The sequence below is a fragment of the Streptomyces sp. NPDC032126 genome (assembly GCF_055580085.1).
Genome location: NZ_JBVIMA010000002.1, coordinates 319,987 through 346,796, shown reverse-complemented (window position 1 = coordinate 346,796; position 26,810 = coordinate 319,987). Strand labels below are relative to the sequence as shown.

Sequence of the window (26,810 nt, the reverse complement as noted above, 5' to 3'; positions counted from 1 at the left end):
CTGTCACTTCCTCCCCGGGTACTCACGGGTCTCCTGGTTCGCACAGATGTTCATGCCCGTTGAGTGACGCCTGGAACACAAGACGTGAAGAAGATCTTCCGGGTTCCGGCCACGTTCTGTATCAGCCATTGATACGCGCGGACGGCTTGTCACAGGGGTCTGCGAGAATTGGCACCGTGATCTCCCGAATCGATCTGCGCGGCGACGCCCTCCCCGAGGGCCCCGCCCTGCGCGACCTGCTGCCCCGAGCCGACTTCGACGTCTCGGCCGCCCTGGAGAAGGTGCGTCCGATCTGCGAAGCCGTGCATCATCGGGGCGACGCGGCGCTGATCGACTTCGCGGAGAAGTTCGACGGGGTGAGGCTCGACCAGGTCAGGGTGCCCGCCGAGGCGCTCCAGAAGGCGCTCGACGAGCTCGACACGGCCGTGCGCGAGGCCCTGGAGGAGTCCATCCGCCGCGCCCGCCTCGTCCACCGCGAGCAGCGCCGCACGACCCACACGACGCAGGTGGTGCCCGGCGGCTCGGTCACCGAGAAATGGGTGCCGGTCGACCGCGTCGGGCTGTACGCGCCGGGCGGCCGCTCGGTCTACCCGTCCTCCGTGGTGATGAACGTGGTGCCAGCGCAGGAGGCCGGCGTCGGGTCGATCGCCCTCGCCTCCCCCGCCCAGGCCGAGTTCGGTGGCCTGCCGCACCCGACGATCCTCGCCGCGTGCGCCCTGCTCGGCGTCGACGAGGTGTACGCCGCGGGGGGCGCCACCGCCGTCGCGATGTTCGCCCACGGCACCGAGTCCTGCCCGCCCGCCACCATGGTCACCGGCCCCGGCAACATCTGGGTGGCGGCCGCCAAGCGCTACTTCACCGGCAAGATCGGCATCGACGCCGAGGCCGGCCCGACCGAGATCGCGATCCTCGCCGACGACACGGCCGACCCGGCGCACGTGGCCGCCGACCTCATCAGCCAGGCCGAGCACGACCCGCTGGCGGCGGCCGTGCTGGTCACCGACTCCGTGGCGCTCGCGGACGCGGTGGAGCGGGAGCTGGAGCCGCAGGTCGCGGCCAGCAAGCACATCGACGACCGGATCGTCCCCGCGCTCAAGGGCAGGCAGTCCGCGATCGTCCTGGTCGACGGCGTCGACGAGGGCCTGCGGGTCGTCGACGCGTACGGCGCCGAGCACCTGGAGATCCAGACGGCCGACGCCGCCGCAGTGGCCGACCGGGTGCGGAACGCCGGCGCGATCTTCATCGGCCCCTGGGCCCCCGTCTCCCTCGGCGACTACGCGGCCGGGTCCAACCACGTGCTGCCCACCGGTGGCTGCGCCTGCCACTCCTCCGGCCTGTCCGTCCAGTCCTTCCTGCGCGGCATCCACATCGTCGACTACACGCGGGACGCGCTGGCCGAGGTCGCGCATCACGTGGTGACGCTGGCGGAGGCTGAGGACCTCCCGGCGCACGGCGCGGCGATCAAGGCGAGGTTCGGCTGGAAGGTTCCGGAGAGCAAGTGAGCGACGTAAGGATCGACGATCTTCCCGTACGGGACGAGCTGCGCGGCAAGTCCCCCTACGGTGCGCCCCAACTGGACGTCCCCGTACGGCTGAACACCAACGAGAACCCCTACCCCCTGCCCGAGCCGCTGGTCGAGCGGATCGCCGAGCGGGTGCGCGAGGCGGCCCGCGACCTCAACCGCTACCCGGACCGGGACGCGGTCGAGCTGCGCACCCGGCTCGCCCAGTACCTCACGGACACCTCCGGCCACGAGGTCCGCATGGCCAACGTCTGGGCGGCCAACGGCTCCAACGAGGTCATCCAGCAGCTGCTGCAGACCTTCGGCGGACCGGGCCGTACGGCGATCGGCTTCGAACCGTCGTACTCGATGCACGCGCTCATCGCGCGCGGCACGGGCACCGGCTGGATCTCCGGGCCGCGGGGCGAGGACTTCACGATCGACCTCGACGCCGCCGGGAAGGCGATCGCCGAGAACCGGCCCGACGTCGTCTTCGTCACCACCCCCAACAACCCCACGGGCAACGCGGTCCCGCCCGAGACCGTCCTCGCGCTGTACGAGGCCGCGCAGGCGGCCAAGCCGTCGATCGTGGTGGTCGACGAGGCGTACATCGAGTTCAGCCACGGCGACTCGCTGCTGCCGCTGCTCGAAGGACGGCCGCATCTCGTCGTCTCCCGCACGATGTCGAAGGCGTTCGGCGCGGCCGGACTGCGCCTCGGCTACCTCGCCGCGCACCCGGCGGTCGTCGACGCCGTCCAGCTCGTACGGCTGCCGTACCACCTGTCGGCCGTCACCCAGGCGACCGCCCTGGCCGCCCTGGAGCACACGGACACGCTGCTGAAGTACGTCGAGCAGCTGAAGTCCGAGCGCGACCGGCTGGTCGCCGAACTGCGCGCGATCGGCTACGAGGTGACCGCCTCCGACGCCAACTTCGTGCAGTTCGGGCGCTTCGCCGACGCGCACGCCGCGTGGCAGCGGATTCTCGACCGGGGCGTCCTGGTCCGGGACAACGGCGTGCCGGGCTGGCTGCGGGTCACCGCCGGTACGCCCGAAGAGAACGACGCGTTCCTCGACGCGGTACGTGACCTGAAGAAGGAGCTGGACTGATGAACCGCGTAGGACGTGTGGAGCGGGTCACCAAGGAGACCTCGGTCCTCGTCGAGATCGACCTCGACGGCACCGGCCAGGTCGATGTGTCGACCGGCGTCGGCTTCTACGACCACATGCTCGACCAGCTCGGCCGGCACGGTCTGTTCGACCTCACCGTGAAGACCGAGGGCGACCTGCACATCGACGCGCACCACACCATCGAGGACACCGCCCTCGCCCTCGGCGCCGCCTTCAAGCAGGCCCTCGGCGACAAGGTCGGCATCTACCGCTTCGGCAACTGCACGGTCCCGCTGGACGAGTCCCTCGCCCAGGTCACCGTCGACCTGTCCGGCCGCCCCTACCTCGTGCACACCGAGCCCGAGAACATGGCGCCGATGATCGGCGAGTACGACACCACGATGACCCGGCACATCCTGGAGTCCTTCGTCGCCCAGGCCCAGATCGCCCTGCACGTGCACGTGCCCTACGGACGCAACGCGCACCACATCGTGGAGTGCCAGTTCAAGGCCCTCGCCCGGGCCCTGCGCTACGCCTCCGAACGCGACCCGCGCGCGACCGGCATCCTCCCATCGACGAAGGGCGCGCTGTGACCGGCCTCTCCGCCATCCTGATCGTCGTCGGCCTCTTCCTCGTCGGCGGCATCATCTCCTTCGTCAAGCAGGACATGCCGAGGAGCCTGATCGTGCTGCTCTCCATCGGTGCCGCCATGTGTCTCGTCGCGGGGGTTCTCCGGCTGGAGGTGTGGAACTGATGAGCCCGAAGAAGGTCGTCGTCTTCGACTACGGCTTCGGCAACGTCCGCTCCGCCGAGCGCGCCCTCGCCCGCACCGGCGCCGCCGTCGAGATAACCCGTGACTACGACCGGGCCATGGCGGCCGACGGACTCCTGGTTCCGGGCGTCGGCGCCTTCGCCGCGTGCATGAAGGGCCTGAAGGAGGCCCGCGGCGACTGGATCATCGAGCGGCGCCTGTCCGGCGGCCGCCCGGTGATGGGCATCTGCGTCGGCATGCAGATCCTCTTCGGGCGCGGCATCGAGCACGGCGTGGAGACCGAGGGCCTCGACGAGTGGCCCGGCACGGTCGAGCCGCTCCAGGCCGACATCGTGCCCCACATGGGCTGGAACACCGTGGACGCCCCGGCGGGATCCGAGCTGTTCGCCGGCCTCGACGCCGACGCCCGGTTCTACTTCGTGCACTCCTACGCGGTCCACGACTGGACTCTCGAAGTGCACAACCCGCTGCTCCGCGCGCCCCGGGTGACCTGGGCCACACACGGCAAGCCGTTCGTGGCCGCCGTGGAGAACGGCGCGCTGTGGGCCACCCAGTTCCACCCCGAGAAGTCCGGCGACGCCGGAGCCCAGCTGCTGACCAACTGGATCGGAACCCTCTGATGTCGAAGCTCGAACTCCTCCCCGCCGTCGACGTCCGTGACGGCCAGGCCGTCCGCCTCGTGCACGGCGAGTCCGGGACGGAGACGTCGTACGGCTCTCCGCTGGAGGCCGCCCTCGCCTGGCAGCGGGCGGGCGCCGAGTGGCTGCACCTGGTCGACCTGGACGCCGCGTTCGGCACCGGCGACAACCGTGACCTCATCGCCGAGGTGACGAAGGCGATGGACATCAAGGTGGAGCTCTCCGGTGGCATCCGGGACGACGCCTCGCTGGCCGCCGCCCTCGCCACCGGCTGCACCCGCGTCAACCTGGGCACGGCCGCCCTGGAGACCCCCGAGTGGGTCGCCAAGGTCATCGCCGAGCACGGGGACAAGATCGCCGTCGGCCTCGACGTGCGCGGCACCACCCTGCGCGGCCGCGGCTGGACCCGCGACGGCGGCGACCTCTACGAGACGCTGGAGCGCCTCGACAAGGAGGGCTGCGCGCGGTACGTGGTGACGGACATCGCCAAGGACGGCACCCTCCAGGGCCCGAACCTGGAGCTGCTGCGCAATGTGTGCGCGGCCACGGACCGGCCGGTCGTGGCGTCCGGCGGTGTGTCGTCGCTGGACGATCTGCGGGCCATCGCCGAGCTGGTACCCCTCGGTGTCGAGGGCGCCATCGTCGGGAAGGCCCTGTACGCGAAGGCGTTCACCCTGGAAGAGGCCCTGGAGGCTACCTCGTGACAAGGGACGCGGTGTCATGACGTCCGACGGCGTACGGCGGGTGCAGAGCGGAAGCCCCTGGGAGGAGAGTTTCGGTTTCGCACGGGCCGTCGCGGCGGGCGACCGTGTGCTGGTGGCGGGCACCACGTCCTTCAAGGGCCCGGTGCTGTACGGCGAGGGCGACCCGTACGAGCAGGCCAAGGTGGCGTTCACCAGCGCGCTGGAGGCGATCGCCGAGTTCGGGCTGGGCCCCGACTCGGTGATCCGGACCCGGATGTTTCTGACCCATCTGCGGGACGTCGACGAGGCGGGCCGCGCGCACAAGGAGCTGTTCGACTCCGTGCGCCCGGTCTCCACCCTGCTGGTCGTGGAGGGCTTCGTCGATCCGCGCATCCTGGTCGAAGTGGAACTAGAGGCGTACAGAGGAGCCGTGGATTCATGACCCTGGCGGTCCGAGTCATCCCCTGCCTGGACGTGGACAACGGCCGGGTCGTCAAGGGCGTCAACTTCCAGAACCTGCGCGACGCGGGCGACCCCGTCGAGATGGCCAAGGTGTACGACGCCGAGGGCGCCGACGAGTTGACGTTCCTGGACATCACCGCGTCCTCGGGCGACCGTGAGACGACGTACGACGTGGTGCGCCGCACCGCCGAGCAGGTGTTCATCCCGCTGACGGTGGGCGGCGGGGTGCGCACGCCCGAGGACGTGGACCGGCTGCTGCGGGCGGGCGCCGACAAGGTGGGCGTCAACACGGCCGCGATCGCGCGCCCGGAGCTGATCCGGGAGATCGCGGAGCGGTTCGGCAGCCAGGTGCTGGTGCTGTCGGTGGACGCCCGCCGCACGGAGTCCGGGGCCTTCGAGGTGACCACCCACGGCGGTCGCCGGGGCACCGGCATCGACGCCGTGGAGTGGGCGCACCGAGCCGCGGAGCTGGGCGCGGGCGAGATCCTGCTCAACTCGATGGACGCGGACGGCACCAAGGACGGCTACGACATCGAGATGATCGAGGCCGTCCGCAAGCACGTCACCGTCCCGCTGATCGCGTCCGGTGGCGCGGGCAAGCTCGCCGACTTCCCGCCGGCCGTCGCGGCGGGCGCGGACGCGGTGCTCGCGGCGTCGGTGTTCCACTTCGGCGACCTGCGGATCGGGGAAGTGAAGCAGGAGCTGCGGGGGGCGGGACATCCGGTGCGCTGACGCCGTGCGAGGCAGCGAGTAAGCCCCGGTCACCTGGTGGCCGGGGCTTACTCGTGCCCAGATGCGAAAGAGGAGTTGCGCAAAATCTGTTGCGCAATATTTCTTGTGTATCTAGCGTAGTGGCATGGCAGAGCAGGAGAGAGACCGCCGGATCAAGGACGTGGGCACGCTCAAGGCGCTCGCGCACCCGCTGCGGATGAAGCTGTACCGGGCCCTGACGATCGCCCGCACCGCGACCGCCTCACAGCTCGCCGAACAGGTGGACGAGGCCGTGTCGCTCGTCAGCTACCACCTGCGCAAGCTCGCCGAGCACGAGCTCATCGAGGAGGCCGAGACGCAGAGCACGGACGGCCGGGAGCGGTGGTGGCAGCCCGCCTCGCAGGGCGTGTCCATCCACGACGAGGACTTCAGGGACGCCCCGGAGAAGGCCGCCGCGCACACCGCGGCCAGCCGCCTCTTCTTCGAGCAGCGCGCCGACATGTACCGGCGCTTCCTGGACGAGCGCACCCACTGGGGCGCCGAGTGGAACACCGCCTCCGAGTCCTCCGAGTGGCTGCTGCGACTCACCCCGGACGAACTGACCCGGCTGTCGAAGGAGATGTACGCCGTCGTCCGCAAGTACGAGGAGCTCGGCCGCGCCGCCGTCGCCGCCGGTGACACCGAGGGCCGCGAGAACGTCGCGGTGCACACGTACGGCTTCCCGTTCCGCGTCTGAGACGCCGATACCCGAGAGGACGGTCCGTCGTGACCACCACGCTCGTCGCCCGGACCGGCCCGCAGGACATGCCGGCCCATCGCGACCCCAACGTCCTGCGCTGGCTCGGCGGCTACGCCTCGTCCGCCATCGGCGACAACGTGTACTACATCGCCCTGTCCTGGGCCGCCGTCCAGTCCGGCACGCCGGCCCAGGCCGGACTGGTCACCGCGGCCAGCGCGCTGCCGCGCTCCCTGCTGATGCTGGGCGGGGGAGTGGTGGCCGACCGGTACGGTCCGCGCCGGGTGGTCCTCGGCAGCACCGGGGTGCGTTCCGCCCTGGTCCTCACCGCGGCCGTGCTGCTCCTGGTCTCCCGCCCGGGCCTGTGGGCGCTGGGTGCGGTGGCCGTCCTCTTCGGGGTCGTCGACGCCGTGTTCCTCCCGGCCGCGGGCGCCCTGCCGGCCCGGATCGCCGGCCGGAGCCAGCTCGCCCGGGTGCAGGGCATGCGCGGCCTGGCCACCCGGCTGGCCAATGTCCTCGGCGGTCCGCTCGGCGGCCTCGGGGTGGCCCTGGGCGGCACCGCCGGGGCGTTCGGCCTCGCCGCCCTCCTGGTTGGCATGTCCCTGCCGCTCCTGTCGGTCGTGCGCGTCGGGGAGCTCCCCCCGGACGACCTCCGCGCCCGTGCCGGCGTCCTGGCCGAACTGCGGGACGGACTGCGGCATGTCCGGCGCGACCCCGTCCTGCGTCCGCTGGTGATCGCCGCCGCCCTCAGCGACCTCGGCTTCGTCGGCCCGATGAACCTCGGCCTGACCCTCCTCGCCGAGCAGCGCGACTGGGGCTCCACCGGCATGGGATGGGTGCTCGCCGGCTTCGGGACCGGCGCCGGCGCGGCCTCGCTGCTGCTCACCTGGCGCGGCCGTGTGCCCCGGGCCGGAGCGGTGGCCGCCGCGGCGAACCTGCTCGCCGCCCTGGCCATCGCCGCCCTCGCCCAGGAGGCCTCCGTCGCGGCCGCGGCCGGGGTCGCGCTGCTCATCGGCCTGTCCGCCGGTCTGTCCGGAGCCCTGTGCGGCGCACTCGTCCAGGCCCGGGCGGGCGCCGCCTACATCGGCCGGGTCACGGCGGTCTCCACGCTGGTCGGCTTCGGCGTCGCGCCGCTCACCTTCCCCGTGGTCGGCTGGGCCGTCTCCCTGTGGGGCACCGGCCCGGTCTTCGCGACCTGCGCGGCGGTGAGCGGCCTCGGCGGAGCGGTCGTCCTGTGCGCCCGCGAGCTGCGCCGCGCCGAACTGCCGTGAGGGCCGGGCCGGCGGTTCCCGGGCCGACGGCTCGGATGACGGCTCAGAGGCCGAGCTGCTTGCCGCCGTGCAGCTTCTCGATCGCGTCCGCGTCGCCGTCCACGTCCACCTTGGCGGCGCTCTGCCGCCCGTAGGCGAACAGCAGCAGCTCCGACGGCTCGCCCGTGACGGTCACCACCGGGGTCCCGCGATGGGCGACCGCCGTACGGCCGTCCGGGCGACGCAGGACCAGGCCGGTGGGGGAGCCGCGGCCCGTCAGCCGGGCCGTGCGCTCCAGCCGCGACCACAGGGCGTCCTGGAACACCGGATCGAGCTCACGCGGCGTCCAGTCCGGCTGGGCGCGCCGGACGTCCTCCGTGTGGACGTAGAACTCGATGATGTTCGAGGCCTCGTCGATCTGCTTGAGCTGGAAGGGCGAGAAGCGCGGCGGGCCCGTACGGATCAGCTGGATCAGCTCCTCGTACGGCTTGGCCGCGAACTCCTCCATGGCCTTGTCGAGGCGGGACGCGAGCTGCTTGATGAGCAGGCCCCCGGCGGCGTCGGGCCGGCGCTCGCGCACCACCACGTGCGCGGCGAGATCACGGGTCAGCCACCCCTCGCACAGGGTGGGTGCCTCGGGACCGGCGGTTTCCAAGAGGTCGGCGAGCAGAAGCCGTTCACGCTTGGCGAAGGTCGACATGACGTCAGCCTACGACCACGCTCCGGACCGGCGCAGCGGGCGGGGCCGTCCACGCCGAGGGGTCCGCACCCTGGACAGCGCACCGTCACTGTCGGTGCCGCGCGGCACAATGGCACCCATGACCAGCACGCCCGCCCGTCCCCCGGCCACCGCCCCCGATGGAGGCGCTGCGCGCCACGGTGAGTCCTCCACCGGCCTCGACCCGGAGATCGCCGCGCGCCTCAAGCGCAGCGCCGACGGGCTCGTCCCCGCCATCGCCCAGCAGTACGACACGGGTGAGGTGCTGATGCTCGGCTGGATGGACGACGAGGCGCTGCACCGGACGCTCACCACCGGCCGCTGCACCTACTGGTCGCGCAGCCGCCGGGAGTACTGGGTCAAGGGCGACACCTCCGGCCACTTCCAGTGGGTCAAGTCCGTCGCCCTCGACTGCGACGCCGACACCGTGCTCGTCAAGGTCGACCAGGTCGGCGCCGCCTGCCACACCGGCGAGCGCACGTGCTTCGACGCCGACGTGCTCCTCAAGGAAGCCGACACGGCAGGGGAGGAGGCCGACACGCCCCGCGCGGACGCCGACCTGCCGCCCGAGCCCGCCGTCGATTCCGGCCGACCCGCCTCCGATCAGTAAGGTCTGCCGCCATGGACCTCGAGACCTTCCGCAAGCTCGCCATCGACCGGCGTGTCATCCCGGTCACGCGCAAGCTCCTCGCCGACGGCGACACCCCGGTCGCGCTCTACCGCAAGCTCGCCGCCGAGCGCCCCGGCACCTTCCTGCTGGAGTCCGCGGAGAACGGCCGCACCGCTTTTCAATGGTCCCGCTACTCCTTCGTGGGCGTCCGCTCCGCCGCGACTCTCACCGAGCGCGATGGCCAGGTCCACTGGCTCGGCACCCCGCCCGTCGGCGTCCCCACCGAGGGCGACCCGCTGGCTGCCCTGCGCGCCACCATCGAGGCCCTGCACACCCCGCACCACGAGGGCCTGCCGCCCTTCACCGGCGGCATGGTCGGCTACCTCGGCTACGACATCGTGCGCCGCCTGGAGAAGATCGGCCCCGGCGAGCGCGACGACCTGCGGCTGCCCGAGCTGACCATGCTGCTCACCAGCGACCTCGCCGTCATGGACCACTGGGAGGGCTCGGTCCTGCTGATCGCCAACGCGATCAACCACAACGACCTCGACACCGGCGTCGACGAGGCGTACGCCGACGCCGTGGCCCGCCTGGACGCCATGCAGGCCGACCTCGCGCGCGCGGTGCCCCAGCCGCCCGCCGTCCTGCCCCCCTCCGAGCTGCCCGAGTACACCGCCCGGTGGGGCGGCCCGGACTTCCAGGAGGCCGTGGAGGACATCAAGGAGCGCATCCGTGCGGGCGAGGCCTTCCAGGTCGTCCCCTCGCAGCGCTTCGAGACACCGTGCACGGCCAGCGCGCTGGACGTGTACCGGGTCCTCCGGGCGACCAACCCGTCGCCGTACATGTACCTGTTCCGCTTCGACGGCTTCGACGTCGTGGGCTCGTCCCCCGAGGCCCTGGTGAAGGTCGAGGACGGGCGGGCGATGGTCCACCCCATCGCCGGCACCCGGCACCGCGGGGCGACCCCCCAGGAGGACCAGGCCCTCGCCGACGAGCTCCTCGCCGACCCCAAGGAGCGTGCCGAGCACCTGATGCTCGTCGACCTCGGCCGCAACGACCTGGGGCGCGTCTGCGAGCCCGGCTCCGTCGAGGTCGTGGACTTCATGTCCATCGAGCGGTACTCGCACGTGATGCACATCGTCTCCACCGTCACCGGACGGGTCGCGGCCGGCCGCACCGCCTTCGACGTCCTCACCGCCTGCTTCCCGGCCGGCACCCTCTCCGGCGCGCCCAAGCCGCGCGCGATGCAGATCATCGACGAACTGGAGCCGTCCCGGCGCGGGCTGTACGGCGGCTGCGTCGGCTATCTCGACTTCGCGGGCGACTCCGACACCGCCATCGCCATCCGCACCGCCCTGCTGCGGGACGGCACCGCCCATGTCCAGGCGGGCGCGGGCATCGTCGCCGACTCGGACCCGCTCGCCGAGGACCAGGAGTGCCGCAACAAGGCGGCGGCGGTCCTCAGAGCGGTCCACACGGCCAACCGGCTCGCGCGATAGGGCGCTTTCCGGAAAGTGGGGCGCGTATCACGTGAGCCCCGGGTGACGGTTCGCCCGGGGTTCAGGCGATAGTGGAGTACGTGACTGCTGTACCTCACCCCCGTACCGAAGCCGGCGCCTCCGCGCGGTCCGGCCGCCGGAGTCTCGCCGTCGCCCTGCTGTGCGGGGCGCTGGGCGCGGCCCTGGCGCTGCTCGCCACCCGGCAGCGCTGGTCGGAGGGCACCGCTTCGGTGGCCGGCGGCGACTTCCCTCTGACCGTCAAGGGCAGCGACGTCACCGGCGTGCCCGCGGCGCTCGCCATAGTGGGCCTCGCCGCGCTGGTCGCCGTCTTCGCCGTCCGCCGCACCGGCCGCCTCGCCGTCTCCGCGGTGCTCGCGCTCTCCGGCGTCGGTATCGCCGCCGCAGCCCTGCTCGGCGCCTCCGACAGCTCCGCGCTCGACGAGAAGGCCGCCCGGGCCTCCGGCGACACCTCCTCCACGGTGGCCGCCTTCAGCCACACCGCCTGGCCCTACGCCGCGGCGGCGGGCGGCGCCCTGATCCTCCTGGCCGGTCTGCTCGCCCTGCGCTACGGCCGCCTGTGGCCCGCCATGTCCGGTCGCTACGAGCGCGGCGGCAGCACCCCGCGTCCGCGCCGCGCGGCCCGGCCGGCGGACCCCGAGCGCCCCGAGGAGATCTGGAAGGCCCTGGACCGGGGCGAGGACCCGACCGGCGCCGATCCGGCCTGACCCGGGGACCGACGGCCCGGGCCGACGGTCCCGATGTGGCGAACCAGACGCCGCGAGGGCCGACCCCAGCTCACCGCACGCGCGCGCGTACGGGACAATGGAGGCAGAGCGTCCCGCTCGGCCACACACGAAGCAACGAGGAGCAATCAATGGCGGGCAGCAGCCACGGACACACCCCGGCCGCCTGGACCGGTGTCATCATCGCTTTCATCGGTTTCTGCGTCGCGGGCGCCTTCATGGTGATGGCGAACCCGGTGGGCTTCTGGGCCGGTATGGCGCTCACGCTCCTCGGCGCCGTTGTCGGCGGCATCATGCGCTCCATGGGCCTCGGCCAGAAGGAGGCCGCCCACGCGGTCCCTCAGCCGCTGGCCACGCGCGAGCCGGCCACCGCGGAGAGCTGAGCAGCCGCAAGGCTTCGTGAGGGGCGGCCGGTCGAACGACCGGCCGCCCCTCACGCGCGCGTACGGCCCGCCACGGGCACAATGCGAGGCGTGAACGCCTCCAGCCACCCGGTGCCCACCGACGCCACCGCAGGACCCGCCCCCGCCAGCGTGCTCGGCCGGCTCCTCGTCCCCGTCGGGGTTCTCGCGGCCGCCGGCGGCGCCTTCGCGTACGTGGGGGCGGTCGATCCCAACGAGCCCGGCCACTACCCGGTCTGCCCGCTCTGGCGCGCCACCGGCGTGTACTGCCCCGGCTGCGGCGGACTGCGCGGCGCGCACGCCCTCGCGCACGGCGACGTGCTCGCCGCGCTCCAGGACAACGCGGTGGTCGTGATCGCCTGTCTGGGCTTCGCCGTGGTGTGGACCGTCTGGGTGGTCCGCGCGGCCCGCGGCCGACCGCTGCGCCTCGACCCCGGACCCGTCGCCCTGTGGACCCTGGGCGCGTTCCTGCTGGTCTTCACCGTTGTCCGGAACCTGCCGTTCGGTGGCTGGCTGCATCCTTGATCATCCGGTGAATGTCCAGGTAGTGGGACCGCCGTCGGCCGGATGCGAGGCCGGGGCCCCGCTGCGGATACCATCGCAGTGACCATGGTTTCTTCCCGCTGGTCGCAGGAACTGTCCACCGTCTGGAAGGGGGCCGCTCGCGTGAGTGTGCTCGACGAGATCATCGACGGAGTCCGGGCCGACCTCGCGGAGCGGCAGGCGCGCGTCAGCCTCGACGAGCTCAAGGAGCGCGCGGCCAAGGCGCCCGCTGCCAAGGACGGGGTCGCCGCGCTCAAGGGCGACGGCGTCAAGGTCATCTGCGAGGTCAAGCGCTCCAGCCCGTCCAAGGGCGCGCTGGCCGCCATCGCCGACCCGGCCGGCCTGGCCGCCGACTACGAGGCGGGCGGCGCGGCCGTCATCTCCGTCCTCACCGAACAGCGCCGCTTCGGCGGCTCGCTGGCCGACCTGGAGGCCGTGCGCGCCCGGGTCGACATCCCGGTGCTGCGCAAGGACTTCATCGTCACGTCGTACCAGCTGTGGGAGGCCCGGGCGTACGGCGCCGACCTCGCGCTGCTGATCGTCGCCGCCCTCGACCAGCCGGCCCTGGAGTCGCTGATCGAGCGCGCCGTCTCCATCGGCCTCACCCCGCTCGTCGAGGTGCACGACGAGGAGGAGGTCGAGCGCGCGGTCGACGCGGGCGCCAAGATCATCGGCGTCAACGCGCGCAACCTCAAGACCCTGGAGGTCGACCGCACCACGTTCGAGCGGGTGGCCCCGGAGATCCCGGCCGGCCTCGTCAAGGTCGCCGAGTCCGGCGTCCGCGGCCCGCACGACCTCATCGCGTACGCCAACGCCGGCGCCGACGCGGTCCTGGTCGGCGAGTCCCTGGTGACGGGTCGTGACCCCAAGACAGCGGTGGCCGACCTGGTGGCGGCGGGGGAGCACCCCGCACTGCGCCACGGCCGGGGCTGATCACCCGGTAGGGTTGGCATCGATGACTCTCACTGCGACGACCGTGGACCGCTACGCCCGCCTGGCGCGCGGCTGCCGTCCGCGTGGTTGCCGAGCCCCGGCGAGGCGCGTCCACGGTCGTCGCGTGCGGTACGTCATCGGTGACGAACCCGGGCAGGTAAACGGCCGTCGATGGCAGCGCGCCCCTCAGGGGCGCGGGGCCCTGTTCGATATGCGGCTGTCGCCGCGCGAGCGCGACCAGCCACACACGGCCTGAGGTCGTACGACGGACTCCGCCCCCACGGCGAACAGTGTCTTTTCACCGCACTCACCGTGAGGCTCATACATGCCCAGCGACTACTTCATTCCCGACCCTGAGGGTCAAGTCCCCAGCCCCGAGGGCTACTTCGGGGCGTTCGGCGGCAAGTTCATCCCGGAGGCCCTCGTCGCCGCCGTGGACGAGGTCGCCGTCGAGTACGACAAGGCCAAGAACGACCCGGAGTTCGCCCGCGAGCTCGACGACCTGCTCGTCAACTACACCGGTCGCCCCAGCTCCCTCACCGAGGTCCCCCGCTTCGCCGAACACGCCGGTGGCGCCCGGGTCTTCCTCAAGCGCGAGGACCTGAACCACACCGGCTCCCACAAGATCAACAACGTCCTCGGTCAGGCCCTGCTCACCAAGCGCATGGGCAAGACCAGGGTGATCGCCGAGACCGGCGCCGGCCAGCACGGTGTCGCGACGGCCACCGCCTGCGCGCTGTTCGGTCTCGACTGCACCATCTACATGGGCGAGATCGACACCCAGCGCCAGGCCCTCAACGTCGCCCGCATGCGTATGCTCGGCGCCGAGGTCGTCGCCGTGAAGTCCGGCAGCCGCACCCTGAAGGACGCGATCAACGAGGCGTTCCGCGACTGGGTCGCCAACGTCGACCACACCCACTACCTGTTCGGCACGGTCGCGGGCCCCCACCCCTTCCCGGCCATGGTCCGCGACTTCCACCGGGTCATCGGGGTGGAGGCGCGCCGCCAGCTCCTGGAGCGGGCGGGCCGGCTCCCCGACGCGGCCGTCGCCTGCGTCGGCGGCGGCTCCAACGCCATCGGCCTCTTCCACGCCTTCATCCCGGACGAGGGCGTCCGCCTCATCGGCTGCGAGCCCGCGGGGCACGGCGTCGAGACCGGCGAGCACGCGGCCACGCTGACCGTCGGCGAGCCCGGCATCCTGCACGGCTCGCGCTCCTACGTCCTCCAGGACGACGAGGGCCAGATCACCGAGCCGTACTCCATCTCGGCCGGTCTGGACTACCCGGGCATCGGCCCCGAGCACTCCTACCTCAAGGACAGCGGCCGCGCCGAGTACCGCGCGATCACCGACGACGCCGCCATGCAGGCCCTGCGCCTGCTGTCGCGGACCGAGGGGATCATCCCGGCCATCGAGTCCGCGCACGCGCTGGCCGGTGCCCTGGAGATCGGCCGGGAGCTGGGCGAGGACGGGCTGATCGTCGTCAACCTGTCCGGCCGCGGCGACAAGGACATGGACACGGCCGCCCGCTACTTCGGCCTGTACGACACCGACGCCGAGGTGGCCGCGAACGCCGCCGACACCGCCGAGATCGAGGGGGACGCGAAGTGAGCGGGACCATTCAGCTGCTGTCCGACACCCTCGCCGCCGCCAAGGCCGAGGGCCGTGCCGCGCTCATCGCCTACCTCCCGGCCGGATTCCCGACCGTGGACGGCGGCATCGACGCGGTCAAGGCCGCCCTCGAAGGCGGCGCGGACGTCGTCGAGGTGGGCCTGCCGCACAGCGACCCCGTCCTCGACGGCCCGGTCATCCAGACCGCGGACGACATCGCCCTGCGGGGCGGCGTCAAGATCGCGCACGTCCTGCGGACGGTCAAGGAGGCGTACGAGGCCACCGGCAAGCCCGTCCTCGTCATGACCTACTGGAACCCCATCGACCGCTACGGCGTGGAGCGGTTCACCGCCGAGCTCGCCGAGGCGGGCGGTGCGGGCTGCATCCTGCCCGACCTGCCCGTGCAGGAGTCGGCCCTGTGGCGGGAGCACGCCGAGAAGCACGGCCTCGCGACCGTCTTCGTTGTGGCGCCGAGCAGCAAGGACGAGCGGCTCGCGCAGATCACCGCGGCGGGCAGCGGCTTCGTCTACGCCGCCTCGCTGATGGGCGTCACCGGCACCCGCGAGTCCGTGGGCGCGCAGGCGCAGGACCTCGTCGAGCGCACCCGGGCCACCGGCACCGGTCTGCCCGTCTGCGTCGGCCTCGGCGTCTCCAACGCCGAACAGGCCGCCGAGGTGGCCCGCTTCGCCGACGGCGTGATCGTCGGCTCCGCCTTCGTCAAGCGGATGCTGGACGCCCCGGACCACGCGGCCGGCGTCGAGGCCGTGCGCGCGCTCGCGGGCGAGCTGGCCAAGGGCGTGCGCGGACAGGCGTAGGACCCGCGCGGGACCGGCGTAACGGAAGATTCGGTCACTCGAACGGGTGGACCTGGGACCGGGGAGGCGCGCCGCGCCTCCCCGGTTCGTTTCCGGGGTGTGAGCGAGAAGAATCGTGAGGGAAAGCGCACCGCCCGGGAGCGGCTGGCGGTCGAGCGCGAGAAGCAGAAGGCCGCCGAGCGGCGCCGGCGCACGTTGATCGTCGGCGCGAGCGTGGTGTGCGTGCTGGGCCTGGCCGCGGTGATCGGCGTCGTCGCGGCCAACTCCGGCAAGGACGACAAGAGCGAGAGCTCCGGCCCGGTCGTGGCGCCGTCCGGGGCGACCGGCAAGGACGCCCTCGCGATCCCGGTCGGCAAGGACGCCGCCAAGTCCACCCTCGTCGTCTGGGAGGACTTCCGCTGCCCCGCCTGCAAGGCCTTCGAGGACGGATACCGCTCGACGATCCACGAGCTGACCGACACCGGCAAGCTGAGAGTCGAGTACCACCTGGTCACGCTCATCGACGGCAACATGGGCGGCTCGGGCTCACGCAACGCGGCCAACGCCGCCGCCTGCGCCCAGGACGCCGGCAGCTTCAGCCCGTACCACGACGTGCTGTACGAGAACCAGCCGCCGGAGACCGACGACGCCTTCAGCAAGGACAGCAAGCTGATCGAGCTGGCCGGCAAGGTCAAGGGGCTGGACACGCCCGCGTTCCGCACCTGCGTCGAGGACGGCACGCACAACAGCTGGGTCGCCAAGTCCCATAAGGCCTTCCAGGCCGGCGGCTTCACCGGCACCCCGACCGTGCTGCTCAACGGCAAGAACATCTACCAGGACCAGTCGATGACACCGGCCAAGCTGAAGCAGATGGTCGAGGAGGCGAACCAGAGCTGACGACGACAGCTTTCCGCCAGGTTCCCGTTATGGACCCGTAGCCGGGCTGCCTGCCGAGTCCGTGGTCCGGCACGGTAGCGTCGACCCTGCCATGGAACTTGCCTACATTCCCAGCCCGTCGCGCGGGGTGCTCCACCTCGGCCCCATTCCGCTGCGCGGCTATGCGTTCTGCATCATCATCGGCGTCTTCCTCGCGGTCTGGATCGGCAACAAGCGCTGGATCGCCCGCGGTGGGCGGGCCGGCACGGTGGCCGACATCGCGGTCTGGGCGGTGCCCTTCGGTCTGCTCGGCGGCCGCCTCTACCACGTGATCACCGACTACGAGCTGTACTTCAGCGAGGGCCGGGACTGGGTGGACGCCTTCAAGATCTGGCAGGGCGGCCTCGGCATCTGGGGCGCGATCGCGCTCGGCGCGGTGGGCGCGTGGATCGGCTGCCGGCGCCGGGGCATCCCGCTGCCGGCCTACGCCGACGCCATCGCCCCCGGCATCGCCTTCGCCCAGGCGATCGGCCGCTGGGGCAACTGGTTCAACCAGGAGCTGTACGGCAAGGAGACCGACCTGCCGTGGGCCCTGCACATCACGTCCTCCGCGGACGGCCGCGTGCCGGGCTACTACCACCCGACCTTCCTCTACGAGTCGCTGTGGTGCGTCGGCGTCGCCCTGCTGGTCATCTGGGCCGACCGACGCTTCAAGCTCGGCCACGGGCGGGCGTTCGCGCTGTACGTCGCCGCGTACTGCGTGGGCCGGGCCTGGATCGAGTACATGCGCGTCGACGACGCCCACCACTTCCTGGGCCTGCGGCTGAACGACTGGACCGCGCTGATCGTCTTCCTGCTCGCGGTGACGTACATCGTGGTGTCGGCGAAGAAGCGGCCCGGCCGCGAAGAGGTCGTGGAGCCCGGGGCTCTTGAGGAGGCGGCCGCGGAGAAGGCCGAGGAGCCTGCCGCGGACGGCACCGGCACAACGGACGCCGAGCCCGCGAAGGAGGCCGGGGACCAGGCCGACGGCGCCTCGGCGGAGCCCGACGAGAAGGACGAGGCCGGGCAGAAGGACGAGGCCGGGCAGAAGGACGAAGCCGAGTCGGCGACCGGCAAGAAGCTCTGACGGCCGGTTCTACGGCGATGAGGGCGCCCGGGGATTCCCCGGGCGCCCTCGCTTTCCTGTCGGCCCGGCTCGGTCTGGTGTCAGCGGAGATCGGCCGCCAGGGACAGGGTCCTGCGGGCCGCCGTGACCACCGCCGCGTCGATGAAGCTGCCGTTGGGAAGGGCCTGGGCGCCCTGTTCCGTCTCCGCGGCCTTGACGATCTGTTCCGCCTCCTCGATCTCCCTCGGCGTGGGGAGGTACGCCTGCTGGATCACCGGGAGTTGGCGCGGGTGGATCGCCGCTCTGCCCAGGAAGCCCAGCGCCCGGCCGTGGGCGCAGCTGGTGGCCAGGCTGGTCAGGTCGCGGGTGTCGGGGTGGACCGACTGGGGCGGTGGGGGCAGGGCCGCCGCCCGGGCCGCGACGATCACCCGGGAGCGCGGCCAGTCGAGGCCCCGGTCGTCCTGGAGGCCCAGGTCGGCGCGGAGGTCGGCCTCGCCCAGGGCGATGCCCCGCAGACAGGGGTGGGCGGAGGCGATGGCGTAGGCGTTCTCGATGCCGAGGGCGGTCTCCAGCAGGGCGTAGAGGGCGGGGGCGCCGCCGTCCGTGGGGTGCACGGTCTCGGCGATGCGGGTGATCTGGTGCGGGGTGGTCACCTTGGGCAGGCGCAGGCCGGACACGCCGGGGAGTTCGGCCAGGGCGCGCAGATCCCGAGCGGCGTGGGGCCCGTCCAGGGCGTTGACGCGGACGTGGACCGGGACCGGCTGGGGGTCGCTCAGCCGTTCCGCCGTGGCCGCGCGGGCGTAGTCCTTGCGGTCCGGGGCGACCGCGTCCTCCAGGTCGACGACCACGACGTCCGCGCCCGCCGACAGTGCCTTGGTGACCACCGCGGGGCGGTCGCCGGGGGCGTAGAGCCAGGTCAGCGGGTGTCTCACAGGGTGCCCTCCGCGCGCAGGGCGGTCAGCTCGGCGGTGGTCAGGCCCAGTTCGGTGAGGATCTGGTCGGTGTCCGCGCCGTGCGGGCGGCCGGCCCAGCGGATCGCGCCAGGGGTGGCGGAGAGGCGGAAGAGCACGTTCTGCAGGCGCAGCGGGCCCAGTTCGGGGTCGTCGAGGGTGGTGAGCGTACCGAGGGCCGCGTACTGGGGGTCCTCCAGCACGTCCCGTACGTCCTGGACGGGCGCGATCGCGGCCTCGGCCTTCTCGAAGGCCGCCAGGACCTCGGTGCGGGGGCGGGCCGCGATCCAGGTGCCGACGGCCTCGTCGAGGACGTCGGCGTGGGCCGCCCGGTCGGCGCCGGTGGCGAACCAGGGCTCGTCGATCAGCTCGGGCCGGCCGACGAGGTGCATCACGCGTTCCGCGATCGACTGGGCCGAGGTGGAGACGGCGACCCAGGTGCCGTCGGCGGTGCGGTAGGTGTTGCGCGGGGCGTTGTTCGCCGAGCGGTTGCCGGTGCGCTCCTGGACGTAGCCGAGTTGGTCGTACCAGGTGGGCTGGGGGCCGAGCACCGCGAGGATCGGTTCGATGATCGCCATGTCGACGACCTGGCCCTCGCCGGTGCGGTCGCGGGCGGCGAGGGCCGTCATGACCGCGTAGGCCGTGGTGAGGCCCGCGATGTTGTCCGCGAGGCCGAACGGCGGCAGGGTCGGGGGCGCGTCGGGTTCGCCGGTGATCGCGGCGAAGCCGCTCATGGCCTCCGCGAGGGTGCCGAAACCGGGGCGGCGGGAGGAGGGGCCGAACTGGCCGAAGGCGGTGACCCGGGCGAGGATCAGCCGGGGGTTGGCGGCCGACAGCTCCGCCCAGCCCAGGTCCCATTTCTCCAGCGTGCCGGGGCGGAAGTTCTCGATGATCACATCGGCCGTCTCGGCGAGGCGCAGGAGGGTGGCGCGGCCGCCGGGCGTGGAGAGGTTCAGGGTCATCGTGCGCTTGTTGCGGCCGAGGACCTTCCACCACAGGCCGACGCCGTCCTTCGACGGGCCGTGTCCGCGCGAGGGGTCGGGCTTCGCCGGGTGCTCGACCTTGATGACCTCCGCGCCGAAGTCGCCGAGCAGGGTGGCGGCGAGCGGACCGGCGAAGAGGGTGGCGAGGTCGAGGACGCGCAGGCCGGTCAGGGGCGGGGCGGCGGCGCTCATGAGGCGAACCGCGCTTCGATCTCGGAGCGGTACGGCATCGACGCCGAGGCGCCCGGCCGCTGGACGGAGAGGGCCGCCGCTGCCGCCGCCCAGGCGAGCGCCTGCCGCACGGGCCGGTCCTCCCCGAGGGCGACCGCCAGGGCTCCGACGAAGGTGTCGCCCGCGCCCGTCGAGTCGACGGCGGTGACCCGCGGGGAGGGCACGGTGACGGGTTCGTCGCCGCGGGCCGCGTAGAGGCTGCCCGCCGCGCCGAGGGTGATGACCACCTCCGGCACGCTGTCGAGGAGGGCGGTGGCCGCCTCGACGGGGTCGGTGCGGCCGGTGAGGGCGGCGGCCTCGTGCTGGTTGGGCACCAACAGGTCGGTGGCGGCGAGGAGTTCGGGCGGGAGCGGCTGGGCGGGGGCCGGTGTGAGGATCGTCCGGACGCCGTGGGCGCGGGCGGCCTGCGCGCCCGCGACGACCGCCGGGAGCGGGATCTCCAGCTGGAGGAGGAGGGCGTCGGCGGAGGCGATCAGGCCCTCGTCGCCGGGGACGAGATGGTCGACGGTGCCGTTCGCGCCGGGAATGACGACGATGGCGTTGCCGCCCTCGTCGTCGACCACGATGTGGGCGGTGCCGGAGGGGGCCTCGACCGTGCGCAGATGGTCGGTGTTCACCCCGGAGTGTTCGAGGGTGGAGCGCAGCCGGGCGCCGAAGGAGTCGTTGCCGACCGCGCCGATCATCGAGACGGTCGCTCCCGCGTGGGCGGCGGCGACGGCCTGGTTGGCGCCCTTGCCGCCGGGGATCGTACGGAACTCCCGTCCCGTCACGGTCTCTCCGCGCTGCGGTGCCTTCTCGACGTACGCGACGAGGTCCATGTTCGTGCTGCCGAGCACGACGATGTCGGTCATGGGCGAGTTGCCTCCCGGTGGGTGAGGTGGGCCAGGGCGTCGAATCCGGTGCCGTCGAAGCCGGCGACGGAGGTGGACAGACGGTTCTTCAGGGGGGCGGTCCAGTGCGCGGGCAGGGCGTCGGTGTCGCCGGTGAGGAGTCCGGCGACACCGCCCGCCGTGGCGCCGTTGGAGTCGGTGTCCCAGCCGCCCGACACGGCACGGCTGACGGAGCCCGTGAAGTCGCCGTTCGCATGGGCGAGGGCGGCGGCGATCAGGGCGGTGTTCGGGATGGCGTGGACCCAGTGATACGCGGCGTGGGCCGTGTGGAGTTCGTCGACGACCGTGTCGAAGTCCTCGTGCCGCGCGGCCAGTCGCAGGGCGTGGGCGAGAGCGTGGGCGAGGCGGGAGCGGGGCGGGATCACCGTGAGGCCCGTGCGGAGCGCCGTGTGCACGTCGTGGGTGCCGGTGGCGGCCGTGGCGATGACGGCGGCGGTGAACATCGCCGCGTAGACGCCGTTCGCCGTGTGGGTGAGGGTGGCATCCCGGTGGGCCTGTTCGGCGGCCGCGGCCGGGTCGCCGGGGTTGGTCCAGCCGTGGACGTCGGCGCGGATGAGGGCGCCGATCCATTCGCGGAAGGGGTTGCGGTGGCGGGCCGTGTGCGGGGGTTCGACGCCGGAGAGGAGGTTGCGGTAGGCGACGCGTTCCGCGGTGAAGGTGCGGCCGGCGGGGAGTTCGTCGAGCCACAGGGCCGCCACGTCCCGGGTGGTGAAGGCTCGGCCGTGGCGCTGGAGCAGGAGCAGGTTGAGGAGGGGGTAGTTGAGGTCGTCGTCCTCGGGCATGCCGTCGATGTTCTCGGCGAGGGAGGTGGCGGCCGAGCGGCGGTTCCAGGGGTGCTCCCGGAGGAGGTCCGGGGGGACGCCCTGGGCGGTGAAGTAGGTGGTGGGGGGCCAGTTGCCGGTGGAGCGCGCGAGCCGGCGGATGGCGTCGAGGGGGAGCTTCTCGACGGGTTTGCCGAGCAGACAGCCGACGGCCCGGCCGAGCCAGGCGGCTTCGAGGCGGGCCGGGGCGGGGGCTGGGCGGGGGCGGATTTCGGTCGCCTGCCGTTGCGGGGTGCCTTCCCCGGAGGGGGGACCGTCGGCACCCGCCCTTGCCACCCCGGCCTCACGACCGCCCGCCCGTCGAGTGGGCCAACTCGGGCAGCACGCCTTGATCTTCGTCAGGTCCGTCGGCTCGTGGTCCGTCAACGCGCTGGGGAGGTCCGCCAGTTCGTCGAGCAGGTCCTGCGCGAGCGTGCGGAGGTAGCGGGACGCCGGTTGCGGTGAGGCGCCCGCCCGTGGCGGGGCCGCCGGTCCGCCGGCCGCCCGCCAGCGCGCGGCGATCGCCGAGGGCTCACGGCCGTCCAGGGACGCCTGGCGGAGTTCGTGGCCCAGCAGGTCCTCCGGCTGGACCCACGTCAGGCGGAGCATTCCGGGCCTCCGAGGGCGGCGAAAGCCGACTCGTGGGCCCGGCGCGCGCGGACGTCCCGCGCGAAGATCTCGCGGGTCACCTCCGTGAGCGTGCGGGCCGGTTCCCACAGGTCCACCCGGCTCGCCTCGGCCACCTGCTTCGACCAGTCCTCCGGCGGCGGGGAGCCGAGCGCGCCGGCCAGGGCGCCCGCCATCGTGGCGATCGAGTCGCAGTCGCGGCCGTAGTTCACCGCGCCCAGGACCGCCTGCCGGTAGTCGCCGCCGGCCACGACCAGCATGCCCAGGGCGACCGGGAGTTCCTCGATCGCGTGCAGCCGGGACGGGCGGCGGGCGCCGAGGGACGGCGAGCGATAGTCCGGGCCCACCGTGTCGTACGGGGCGACCGCCGTCCGCAGGGGGCCCAGGGCCGACTCGAAGTCCCGGTGGGAGGCGGCCACTTCGCAGACCCGTTCGATCGCCTCGCGGGTGCCGTCCTTCGCCAGGGCCAGGCACTGCGCCACCACCGAGCCGGGCGTGGCTCCCGGGGTGCAGGCCGCCGCCACCGCCGCCGCGAACACGCCGGCCGCCTCCCGCCCGTACGACGACTGGTGGGCGCCCGCCACGTCCAGGGCCTCGGCGTAGGCGGCCCGGGGGTTGGCCGCGTTGACCAGGCCGACCGGGGCCATGTACATCGCCGCGCCGCAGTTGACGATGTTGCCGGTGCCGGCCTCGCGGGGGTCCACATGGCCGTAGTGGAGCCTCGCGACGAGCCATTTCTCCGCGAGGAAGACGCGGTGCAGGGGGATGGTCTCGGCCTCCAGTTCCGGGATCCAGCGGGGGGTGGTCATCAGGTCCGGGACCAGGTGGTCGGCGATCGCGTAGGCGTCCAGGTGGTCGCGGACCGTGGCGTAGACCCTGATCAGGGCGTGGGTCATCAAGGTGTCGTCGGTGATGTGGCCGTCGCCCTTGTGGTACGGGGCGATGGGGCGGGCGGTGCGCCAGGCGTCGCCGTTCCAGGGGCCGACGATGCCGTGGACGCGGCCGCCGTGGCGTTCGAGGATCTGGGTGGGGGAGTAGCCCTCGACGGGGCCGCCGAGGGCGTCGCCGACCGCCGCGCCCACGAGGGCGGCCGTGATCCGGTCCTCCAGGGTGGTGCTTTCTGGCTGTTTGGGCGTCATGCCCCGAATCATCCTCCTGGTGAGGCCGGTTGTACGGCTTCCAGGAGCTCGGCGAGTTCCACCAGATCCGTGCCGGTGAGACGGGGGAGGGCGCAGCCGGAGAGGGTGCGGCAGGTGTCGCGCCAGGAGTCGGGGATCGCGGCGGCGCCGCCGAGCGCGCCGGTCAGCGCCCCCGCGAGGGCCGGGGCGGAGTCGGCGACCCGGGACAGGCAGGCGGCCGCGGGGACCGCCTCGGCGATACGGCCGTGGGCGGCGAGGGAGAGGGCGAGGGCCACCGGGACCGTCTCGGCGGCGGCGATGCCGTAGCTGTAGACGTGGTCGACGATCTCGTGTTCGAGGAGGGGGATCAGGGCGAAGGCGCTGTCCGCGTCGCGGGCCAGCTTGAGGGCGTGGCGGGCGTTGCGGCCGATCTCGGTGGACTCGGGGAGTTCGGTGAGCGCGGCCTCGGCGCAGGTCTCCGCCGTCTCGCCGGTCAGGGCCAGGGAGAGGGCCGCCGCCATCGCCCGCGCGCCGTGCACCCCGTCGCCGTCCTGGGTGTAGCGGGCGTCGAACTCGGCGAGGGCCGCGGCGCCGTGGGGGTCGCCGGGGTGGGCGAGGGCGAGGACGCAGGCGCGCACGCACGCGGCGTCGTCGAAGTAGTGGGGGTTGTCGTGTCCGGTGGCGGGTGGGCGCAGGCCGGCGGCGAGGTTGCCGAGGCCGGCGCGGACGGAGATGCGGGCGCGCAGGGGGAGGACGGCGGACTCCACCTCGGGGGCGCGGTCGGCCGCGGCGGCGACCTCGGAGGCGAGGGCGGTCCAGGTCAGGTCGATGGCGGCGCGCGTACGGCGGTCCCGGCTGAGGTCGCTGAGGACGTCGTCGCCGGTTCTGAGCAGGGCTTCCGCGGTGAAGGCCGCCCATTCGGCGTCGTCGGAGGGGCCCAGGCGGAGAGGTTCGGGGGGCTGGTTGAGGGCGATGGGGACGGGGAGGGTGGTGGTGGCGTTGTGCTCGGCGAAGGTGTCCAGCTCGCGGGTGAGACGGCGGGTCCAGTCGGGCATGCGGGCGGCTCGGTGGCGGGCGGCGGGCCAGCCGGCGGCGTCGCCCGCGGCCAGGCCCAGCAGGAGACCGAGGGTGCGCTGCCCGGCCTCGGCTTCGCCTTCGGCCTCCTGTCTCCCACCCGCGCTTGGTTGAGAGGTGTGCGTCTCCTGTGGGGGGTGCTCGCCGTCGGCGGCTGCGGGTGGGGTCTGGGCGTTCCACGGGGCGGGTGGGGTCATCGACCGGGGTCCTGTTCTCGCTGGGGGGACGACGGCCACTTCTCGCTGTCTGCCGGGACCAGGAGTTCCGCCACGTCCAGGATGTGATGGCCGGACATCGAGGGAAGGCAGCTGCCGCGCGCCGGGCCGATGGGGGCCGACCAGTCCCGGGGGATCGCCGACTCGCCGCCCGTCGCGCCCGCGAGCGCGCCGGCCACCGCCGCCGTCGTGTCCGCGTCCCTGCCCATGTTCACGGCCGTCAGGACCGCCTCGCGGAAGTCGCCGTCCGCCGCCGCGTACGCGCCGAAGGCCAGGGCCACCGCCTCGGGCGCCAGGTCCGTCCAGGGGTAGCCGCCGATGACGACGGCAGAGCGGACCGCGCGTTCGCCCCGGTGGGCGACCGCGACGGCCCTGCGCAGGGAACGGGCGGTCCAGGAGTCCTCCGGGACCACCGCGAGGGCCGACGCCACCACGGCGATCGTGGGGGCGCCCGCCATCGCCGCCGCGACACCCGCCGCCACCGCCTGGCCGCCGTAGATGCCCTCGCCCTCGTGGCTCACCGAGCCGTCGATGGCCACCAGCCGGGCCGCCTCGGCCGGGCGGCCCGCCGCGAACACGCCGAAGGGCGCCGCTCGCATCGCCAGGCCGTCGCTCCACGCGTGCCGGTGCTGGGCCGAGATGGGCGCCGCCAGGCCCCGGCGGAGGTTCTCCAGGGTGCCCCGCTCGCTGAAGCCCGCGCCCCGGAACGGGCCCTCGTCGCGGTCCGCGATCCAGGCGTGCCAGGCCGCCTCCACATGCGCCGGCGTGAGCGCCGAGCCGTGCCGGGCCAGCAGCAGGCCCGAGAAGATGGCGTACTCCGTGTCGTCCGTGCCCGCGGGGCGCTCCGCCACATAGCCGGTGATGCGGCCCCATCTCGCCCTGATCTGGGACGGCTTCATGTTCTCCGCGGGTGCGCCCAGGGCGTCCCCCACGGCGAGGCCCAGGAGCGCGCCGCGGGCCCGTTCGCGGAGTTCGGCGGCGTCCCCCGGCGCCGGGACCGTGGGCACGCGGGCGATCGTCGATGCCATTGCTCCGCCTCTCCTGAGGGGGTTTCGAGGGGATCCGACCTGCCGGATCGGGCCCATCCGATCTGTCCCACCATTGGCGGTTGACCTCAGCCTGGTGTGCCGCAAAGTCACCCGGTCGACATCTGTGCAGCAGTTCGTTCAGATGAGCGAACAAGGGCAAAACCGCAGGTTAGCCCAGCCTTTCCTTGCTGGCGGAGCGGGAATCACCGGCGTACTGTCTGGGTTATCGAAAAGTAGAATCAATCCAAAGTTAGCTTTGGCTAAGCTTCCTGGGGGACTCCGGATGGCTCTCATCGAGACCGAGGCGACGCTGCACGAGGCGCACCGCGACAACCACACGCACCGGGACGTGAACGGGGGCTGGCTGCGGCCGGCCGTCTTCGGGGCGATGGACGGGCTCGTCTCCAACCTGGCGCTGATGACCGGTGTCGCCGGCGGCTCCGTCGGTCACCAGACCATCGTGGTGACCGGGCTGGCCGGCCTCGCCGCGGGCGCCTTCTCCATGGCCGCCGGCGAGTACACCTCGGTCGCCTCCCAGCGTGAGCTGGTCGAGGCCGAACTCGACGTCGAGCGGCGGGAGTTGAAGCGGCACCCGCAGGACGAGGAGGCCGAGCTCGCCGCGCTGTACGAGGCTCGTGGCGTCGATCCCGGGCTGGCCAGGCTCGTCGCCGAGCAGCTCTCCCGCGACCCCGAGCAGGCGCTGGAGATACACGCCCGCGAGGAACTCGGGATCGACCCCACCGACCTGCCCTCGCCGACCGTCGCCGCGGTGTCCTCCTTCGGCTCCTTCGCGCTGGGCGCCCTGCTTCCCGTCCTGCCGTATCTGCTGGGGGCGACGGCCCTGTGGCCCGCCGTGCTGCTCGCGCTGATCGGGCTGTTCGGCTGTGGCGCCGTCGTCGCCAAGGTGACCGCGCGGTCCTGGTGGTACAGCGGTGTGCGGCAACTCGCCCTGGGTGGCGCGGCGGCCGGTGTGACGTATCTCCTGGGCAGCTTGTTCGGAACGGCCGTAGGATAAGGCGGCTGGTACTTATGCGATGGGCCGCATAAATACCCGTTACTCGTTGGTTTCGGATGCATGACCACCGGGCATGAGCCGTAAGCGCTGTGGGCAATGACGCCTGCGGCGTGCTCGCGGGGTGGGCGACGACGCCCCCTTCGCTCTTCGGGCCGACGGACATCGATCTGTCCCGTTCGGTCCCCACA

The 26,810-nt window shown here is 72.8% G+C and carries 30 protein-coding genes; 22 read left to right on the top strand and 8 right to left on the bottom strand.

What is annotated here, in order from left to right:
* The first annotated feature begins 176 nt into the window (after nt 1–176).
* The 10 genes from hisD to ACZ5NW_RS10050 all read left to right on the top strand — a co-directional run bounded on the left by hisD (nt 177) and on the right by ACZ5NW_RS10050 (nt 7,881).
* Nucleotides 177–1,502 (top strand): histidinol dehydrogenase, encoded by a 1,326-nt coding sequence (gene hisD, locus ACZ5NW_RS10095; RefSeq protein ID WP_468743323.1) that lies wholly within the window; start codon nt 177–179, stop codon nt 1,500–1,502.
* Complete coding sequence (locus tag ACZ5NW_RS10090) at nt 1,499–2,608, top strand: histidinol-phosphate transaminase (RefSeq protein WP_468743322.1); 1,110 nt, start codon at nt 1,499–1,501, stop codon at nt 2,606–2,608. The genes hisD and ACZ5NW_RS10090 overlap by 4 nt, the downstream gene beginning before the upstream one ends.
* The gene (hisB, locus tag ACZ5NW_RS10085; RefSeq protein ID WP_468743321.1) at nt 2,608–3,201 is read left to right on the top strand and encodes an imidazoleglycerol-phosphate dehydratase HisB; all 594 of its coding nucleotides are present in this window, start codon (nt 2,608–2,610) and stop codon (nt 3,199–3,201) included. The genes ACZ5NW_RS10090 and hisB overlap by 1 nt, the downstream gene beginning before the upstream one ends.
* Entirely contained in the window at nt 3,198–3,362 is a 165-nt protein-coding gene (locus ACZ5NW_RS10080; RefSeq protein ID WP_468743320.1) for a hypothetical protein, read from the top strand. Before hisB ends, ACZ5NW_RS10080 begins: the two co-directional genes overlap by 4 nt.
* The gene (gene hisH / locus ACZ5NW_RS10075; RefSeq protein ID WP_468743319.1) at nt 3,362–4,000 is read left to right on the top strand and encodes an imidazole glycerol phosphate synthase subunit HisH; all 639 of its coding nucleotides are present in this window, start codon (nt 3,362–3,364) and stop codon (nt 3,998–4,000) included. Before ACZ5NW_RS10080 ends, hisH begins: the two co-directional genes overlap by 1 nt.
* Nucleotides 4,000–4,722 (top strand): bifunctional 1-(5-phosphoribosyl)-5-((5-phosphoribosylamino)methylideneamino)imidazole-4-carboxamide isomerase/phosphoribosylanthranilate isomerase PriA, encoded by a 723-nt coding sequence (priA, locus tag ACZ5NW_RS10070; protein WP_468743318.1) that lies wholly within the window; start codon nt 4,000–4,002, stop codon nt 4,720–4,722. Before hisH ends, priA begins: the two co-directional genes overlap by 1 nt.
* A 16-nt stretch (nt 4,723–4,738) precedes the next feature.
* Nucleotides 4,739–5,143, top strand: coding sequence for a RidA family protein (locus ACZ5NW_RS10065; RefSeq protein ID WP_468743317.1), 405 nt, complete (start codon nt 4,739–4,741; stop codon nt 5,141–5,143).
* The gene (gene hisF / locus ACZ5NW_RS10060; protein WP_468743316.1) at nt 5,140–5,895 is read left to right on the top strand and encodes an imidazole glycerol phosphate synthase subunit HisF; all 756 of its coding nucleotides are present in this window, start codon (nt 5,140–5,142) and stop codon (nt 5,893–5,895) included. The genes ACZ5NW_RS10065 and hisF overlap by 4 nt, the downstream gene beginning before the upstream one ends.
* Before the next feature lie 124 nt (nt 5,896–6,019).
* Nucleotides 6,020–6,610, top strand: coding sequence for an ArsR/SmtB family transcription factor (locus ACZ5NW_RS10055; protein ID WP_468743315.1), 591 nt, complete (start codon nt 6,020–6,022; stop codon nt 6,608–6,610).
* 29 nt (nt 6,611–6,639) lie between these two features.
* Nucleotides 6,640–7,881: an MFS transporter gene (locus tag ACZ5NW_RS10050; RefSeq protein ID WP_468743314.1), complete on the top strand. Its 1,242-nt coding sequence runs from the start codon at nt 6,640–6,642 to the stop codon at nt 7,879–7,881.
* A 43-nt stretch (nt 7,882–7,924) separates the two neighbouring features.
* Here the strand turns inward: ACZ5NW_RS10050 and ACZ5NW_RS10045 are convergent, their stop codons facing one another.
* Nucleotides 7,925–8,560 (bottom strand): TIGR03085 family metal-binding protein, encoded by a 636-nt coding sequence (locus tag ACZ5NW_RS10045; RefSeq protein ID WP_468743313.1) that lies wholly within the window; start codon nt 8,558–8,560, stop codon nt 7,925–7,927.
* 118 nt (nt 8,561–8,678) lie between these two features.
* On the opposite strand from ACZ5NW_RS10045, the gene hisI reads away from it, so the two are divergent.
* From hisI to lgt, 11 genes are all read left to right on the top strand, one after another.
* On the top strand, nt 8,679–9,188 hold the full coding sequence (gene hisI, locus ACZ5NW_RS10040) for a phosphoribosyl-AMP cyclohydrolase (protein WP_468743312.1): 510 nt from the start codon (nt 8,679–8,681) through the stop codon (nt 9,186–9,188).
* An 11-nt stretch (nt 9,189–9,199) separates the two neighbouring features.
* A complete protein-coding gene (locus ACZ5NW_RS10035) occupies nt 9,200–10,687 on the top strand; it encodes an anthranilate synthase component I (RefSeq protein WP_468743311.1) in 1,488 nt (495 codons plus the stop codon).
* Between the two features lie 71 nt (nt 10,688–10,758).
* Entirely contained in the window at nt 10,759–11,412 is a 654-nt protein-coding gene (locus ACZ5NW_RS10030) for a TIGR02234 family membrane protein (RefSeq protein WP_468743310.1), read from the top strand.
* 149 nt (nt 11,413–11,561) lie between these two features.
* Nucleotides 11,562–11,813, top strand: a complete 252-nt coding sequence (locus ACZ5NW_RS10025; protein WP_468743309.1) for an HGxxPAAW family protein — start codon at nt 11,562–11,564, stop codon at nt 11,811–11,813.
* Between the two features lie 81 nt (nt 11,814–11,894).
* Nucleotides 11,895–12,356 (top strand): DUF2752 domain-containing protein, encoded by a 462-nt coding sequence (locus tag ACZ5NW_RS10020; RefSeq protein ID WP_468743308.1) that lies wholly within the window; start codon nt 11,895–11,897, stop codon nt 12,354–12,356.
* Between the two features lie 141 nt (nt 12,357–12,497).
* Entirely contained in the window at nt 12,498–13,307 is an 810-nt protein-coding gene (gene trpC, locus ACZ5NW_RS10015) for an indole-3-glycerol phosphate synthase TrpC (RefSeq protein ID WP_468743862.1), read from the top strand.
* A gap of 22 nt (nt 13,308–13,329) precedes the next feature.
* On the top strand, nt 13,330–13,563 hold the full coding sequence (gene trpM, locus ACZ5NW_RS10010; RefSeq protein ID WP_468743307.1) for a tryptophan biosynthesis modulator TrpM: 234 nt from the start codon (nt 13,330–13,332) through the stop codon (nt 13,561–13,563).
* 69 nt (nt 13,564–13,632) lie between these two features.
* Nucleotides 13,633–14,916 (top strand): tryptophan synthase subunit beta, encoded by a 1,284-nt coding sequence (trpB, locus tag ACZ5NW_RS10005; protein ID WP_468743306.1) that lies wholly within the window; start codon nt 13,633–13,635, stop codon nt 14,914–14,916.
* Complete coding sequence (gene trpA, locus ACZ5NW_RS10000) at nt 14,913–15,731, top strand: tryptophan synthase subunit alpha (protein ID WP_468743305.1); 819 nt, start codon at nt 14,913–14,915, stop codon at nt 15,729–15,731. The genes trpB and trpA overlap by 4 nt, the downstream gene beginning before the upstream one ends.
* 99 nt (nt 15,732–15,830) lie before the next feature.
* Nucleotides 15,831–16,607 (top strand): DsbA family protein, encoded by a 777-nt coding sequence (locus ACZ5NW_RS09995; RefSeq protein WP_468743304.1) that lies wholly within the window; start codon nt 15,831–15,833, stop codon nt 16,605–16,607.
* Nucleotides 16,608–16,698: 91 nt separating this feature from the next.
* The gene (gene lgt / locus ACZ5NW_RS09990) at nt 16,699–17,712 is read left to right on the top strand and encodes a prolipoprotein diacylglyceryl transferase (protein WP_468743303.1); all 1,014 of its coding nucleotides are present in this window, start codon (nt 16,699–16,701) and stop codon (nt 17,710–17,712) included.
* Between the two features lie 80 nt (nt 17,713–17,792).
* Here lgt and ACZ5NW_RS09985 read toward each other — a convergent pair whose 3' ends face one another.
* Genes ACZ5NW_RS09985 through ACZ5NW_RS09955 form a run of 7 tightly spaced genes read right to left on the bottom strand, consistent with a single transcriptional unit; the run spans nt 17,793 to nt 25,607 of the window.
* Nucleotides 17,793–18,623 carry an HpcH/HpaI aldolase/citrate lyase family protein gene (locus ACZ5NW_RS09985; RefSeq protein WP_468743302.1) on the bottom strand — a complete coding sequence of 277 codons (831 nt, stop codon included), beginning with the start codon at nt 18,621–18,623 and terminating at the stop codon, nt 17,793–17,795.
* Complete coding sequence (locus ACZ5NW_RS09980; RefSeq protein WP_468743301.1) at nt 18,620–19,816, bottom strand: CaiB/BaiF CoA transferase family protein; 1,197 nt, start codon at nt 19,814–19,816, stop codon at nt 18,620–18,622. Before ACZ5NW_RS09980 ends, ACZ5NW_RS09985 begins: the two co-directional genes overlap by 4 nt.
* Nucleotides 19,813–20,706 carry a ribokinase gene (rbsK, locus tag ACZ5NW_RS09975; protein WP_468743300.1) on the bottom strand — a complete coding sequence of 298 codons (894 nt, stop codon included), beginning with the start codon at nt 20,704–20,706 and terminating at the stop codon, nt 19,813–19,815. Before rbsK ends, ACZ5NW_RS09980 begins: the two co-directional genes overlap by 4 nt.
* A complete protein-coding gene (locus ACZ5NW_RS09970; RefSeq protein ID WP_468743299.1) occupies nt 20,703–22,154 on the bottom strand; it encodes an ADP-ribosylglycohydrolase family protein in 1,452 nt (483 codons plus the stop codon). The genes rbsK and ACZ5NW_RS09970 overlap by 4 nt, the downstream gene beginning before the upstream one ends.
* Nucleotides 22,142–23,311: an ADP-ribosylglycohydrolase family protein gene (locus ACZ5NW_RS09965; protein WP_468743298.1), complete on the bottom strand. Its 1,170-nt coding sequence runs from the start codon at nt 23,309–23,311 to the stop codon at nt 22,142–22,144. Before ACZ5NW_RS09965 ends, ACZ5NW_RS09970 begins: the two co-directional genes overlap by 13 nt.
* A gap of 8 nt (nt 23,312–23,319) precedes the next feature.
* Nucleotides 23,320–24,561, bottom strand: coding sequence for an ADP-ribosylglycohydrolase family protein (locus ACZ5NW_RS09960; protein ID WP_468743297.1), 1,242 nt, complete (start codon nt 24,559–24,561; stop codon nt 23,320–23,322).
* Entirely contained in the window at nt 24,558–25,607 is a 1,050-nt protein-coding gene (locus ACZ5NW_RS09955; protein ID WP_468743296.1) for an ADP-ribosylglycohydrolase family protein, read from the bottom strand. Before ACZ5NW_RS09955 ends, ACZ5NW_RS09960 begins: the two co-directional genes overlap by 4 nt.
* A gap of 283 nt (nt 25,608–25,890) precedes the next feature.
* Here ACZ5NW_RS09955 and ACZ5NW_RS09950 point away from each other — a divergent pair, with 283 nt between their 5' ends.
* A complete protein-coding gene (locus ACZ5NW_RS09950) occupies nt 25,891–26,622 on the top strand; it encodes a VIT1/CCC1 transporter family protein (protein ID WP_468743295.1) in 732 nt (243 codons plus the stop codon).
* Nucleotides 26,623–26,810 lie beyond the last annotated feature (188 nt).

Bases quoted from the DNA above. Each gene is read 5' to 3' on its own strand.
- hisB (WP_468743321.1), top strand. From the start codon at position 2,608: ATGAACCGCGTAGGACGTGTGGAGCGGGTCACCAAGGAGACCTCGGTC.
- hisH (WP_468743319.1), top strand. From the start codon at position 3,362: ATGAGCCCGAAGAAGGTCGTCGTCTTCGACTACGGCTTCGGCAACGTC.
- priA (WP_468743318.1), top strand. From the start codon at position 4,000: ATGTCGAAGCTCGAACTCCTCCCCGCCGTCGACGTCCGTGACGGCCAG.
- ACZ5NW_RS10065 (WP_468743317.1), top strand. From the start codon at position 4,739: ATGACGTCCGACGGCGTACGGCGGGTGCAGAGCGGAAGCCCCTGGGAG.
- hisF (WP_468743316.1), top strand. From the start codon at position 5,140: ATGACCCTGGCGGTCCGAGTCATCCCCTGCCTGGACGTGGACAACGGC.
- ACZ5NW_RS10055 (WP_468743315.1), top strand. From the start codon at position 6,020: ATGGCAGAGCAGGAGAGAGACCGCCGGATCAAGGACGTGGGCACGCTC.
- ACZ5NW_RS10045 (WP_468743313.1), bottom strand. From the start codon at position 8,560: ATGTCGACCTTCGCCAAGCGTGAACGGCTTCTGCTCGCCGACCTCTTG.
- hisI (WP_468743312.1), top strand. From the start codon at position 8,679: ATGACCAGCACGCCCGCCCGTCCCCCGGCCACCGCCCCCGATGGAGGC.
- ACZ5NW_RS10035 (WP_468743311.1), top strand. From the start codon at position 9,200: ATGGACCTCGAGACCTTCCGCAAGCTCGCCATCGACCGGCGTGTCATC.
- ACZ5NW_RS10025 (WP_468743309.1), top strand. From the start codon at position 11,562: ATGGCGGGCAGCAGCCACGGACACACCCCGGCCGCCTGGACCGGTGTC.
- ACZ5NW_RS10020 (WP_468743308.1), top strand. From the start codon at position 11,895: ATGCGAGGCGTGAACGCCTCCAGCCACCCGGTGCCCACCGACGCCACC.
- trpM (WP_468743307.1), top strand. From the start codon at position 13,330: ATGACTCTCACTGCGACGACCGTGGACCGCTACGCCCGCCTGGCGCGC.
- trpB (WP_468743306.1), top strand. From the start codon at position 13,633: ATGCCCAGCGACTACTTCATTCCCGACCCTGAGGGTCAAGTCCCCAGC.
- lgt (WP_468743303.1), top strand. From the start codon at position 16,699: ATGGAACTTGCCTACATTCCCAGCCCGTCGCGCGGGGTGCTCCACCTC.
- ACZ5NW_RS09980 (WP_468743301.1), bottom strand. From the start codon at position 19,816: ATGAGCGCCGCCGCCCCGCCCCTGACCGGCCTGCGCGTCCTCGACCTC.
- rbsK (WP_468743300.1), bottom strand. From the start codon at position 20,706: ATGACCGACATCGTCGTGCTCGGCAGCACGAACATGGACCTCGTCGCG.
- ACZ5NW_RS09970 (WP_468743299.1), bottom strand. From the start codon at position 22,154: ATGCTCCGCCTGACGTGGGTCCAGCCGGAGGACCTGCTGGGCCACGAA.
- ACZ5NW_RS09965 (WP_468743298.1), bottom strand. From the start codon at position 23,311: ATGACGCCCAAACAGCCAGAAAGCACCACCCTGGAGGACCGGATCACG.
- ACZ5NW_RS09960 (WP_468743297.1), bottom strand. From the start codon at position 24,561: ATGACCCCACCCGCCCCGTGGAACGCCCAGACCCCACCCGCAGCCGCC.
- ACZ5NW_RS09955 (WP_468743296.1), bottom strand. From the start codon at position 25,607: ATGGCATCGACGATCGCCCGCGTGCCCACGGTCCCGGCGCCGGGGGAC.
- ACZ5NW_RS09950 (WP_468743295.1), top strand. From the start codon at position 25,891: ATGGCTCTCATCGAGACCGAGGCGACGCTGCACGAGGCGCACCGCGAC.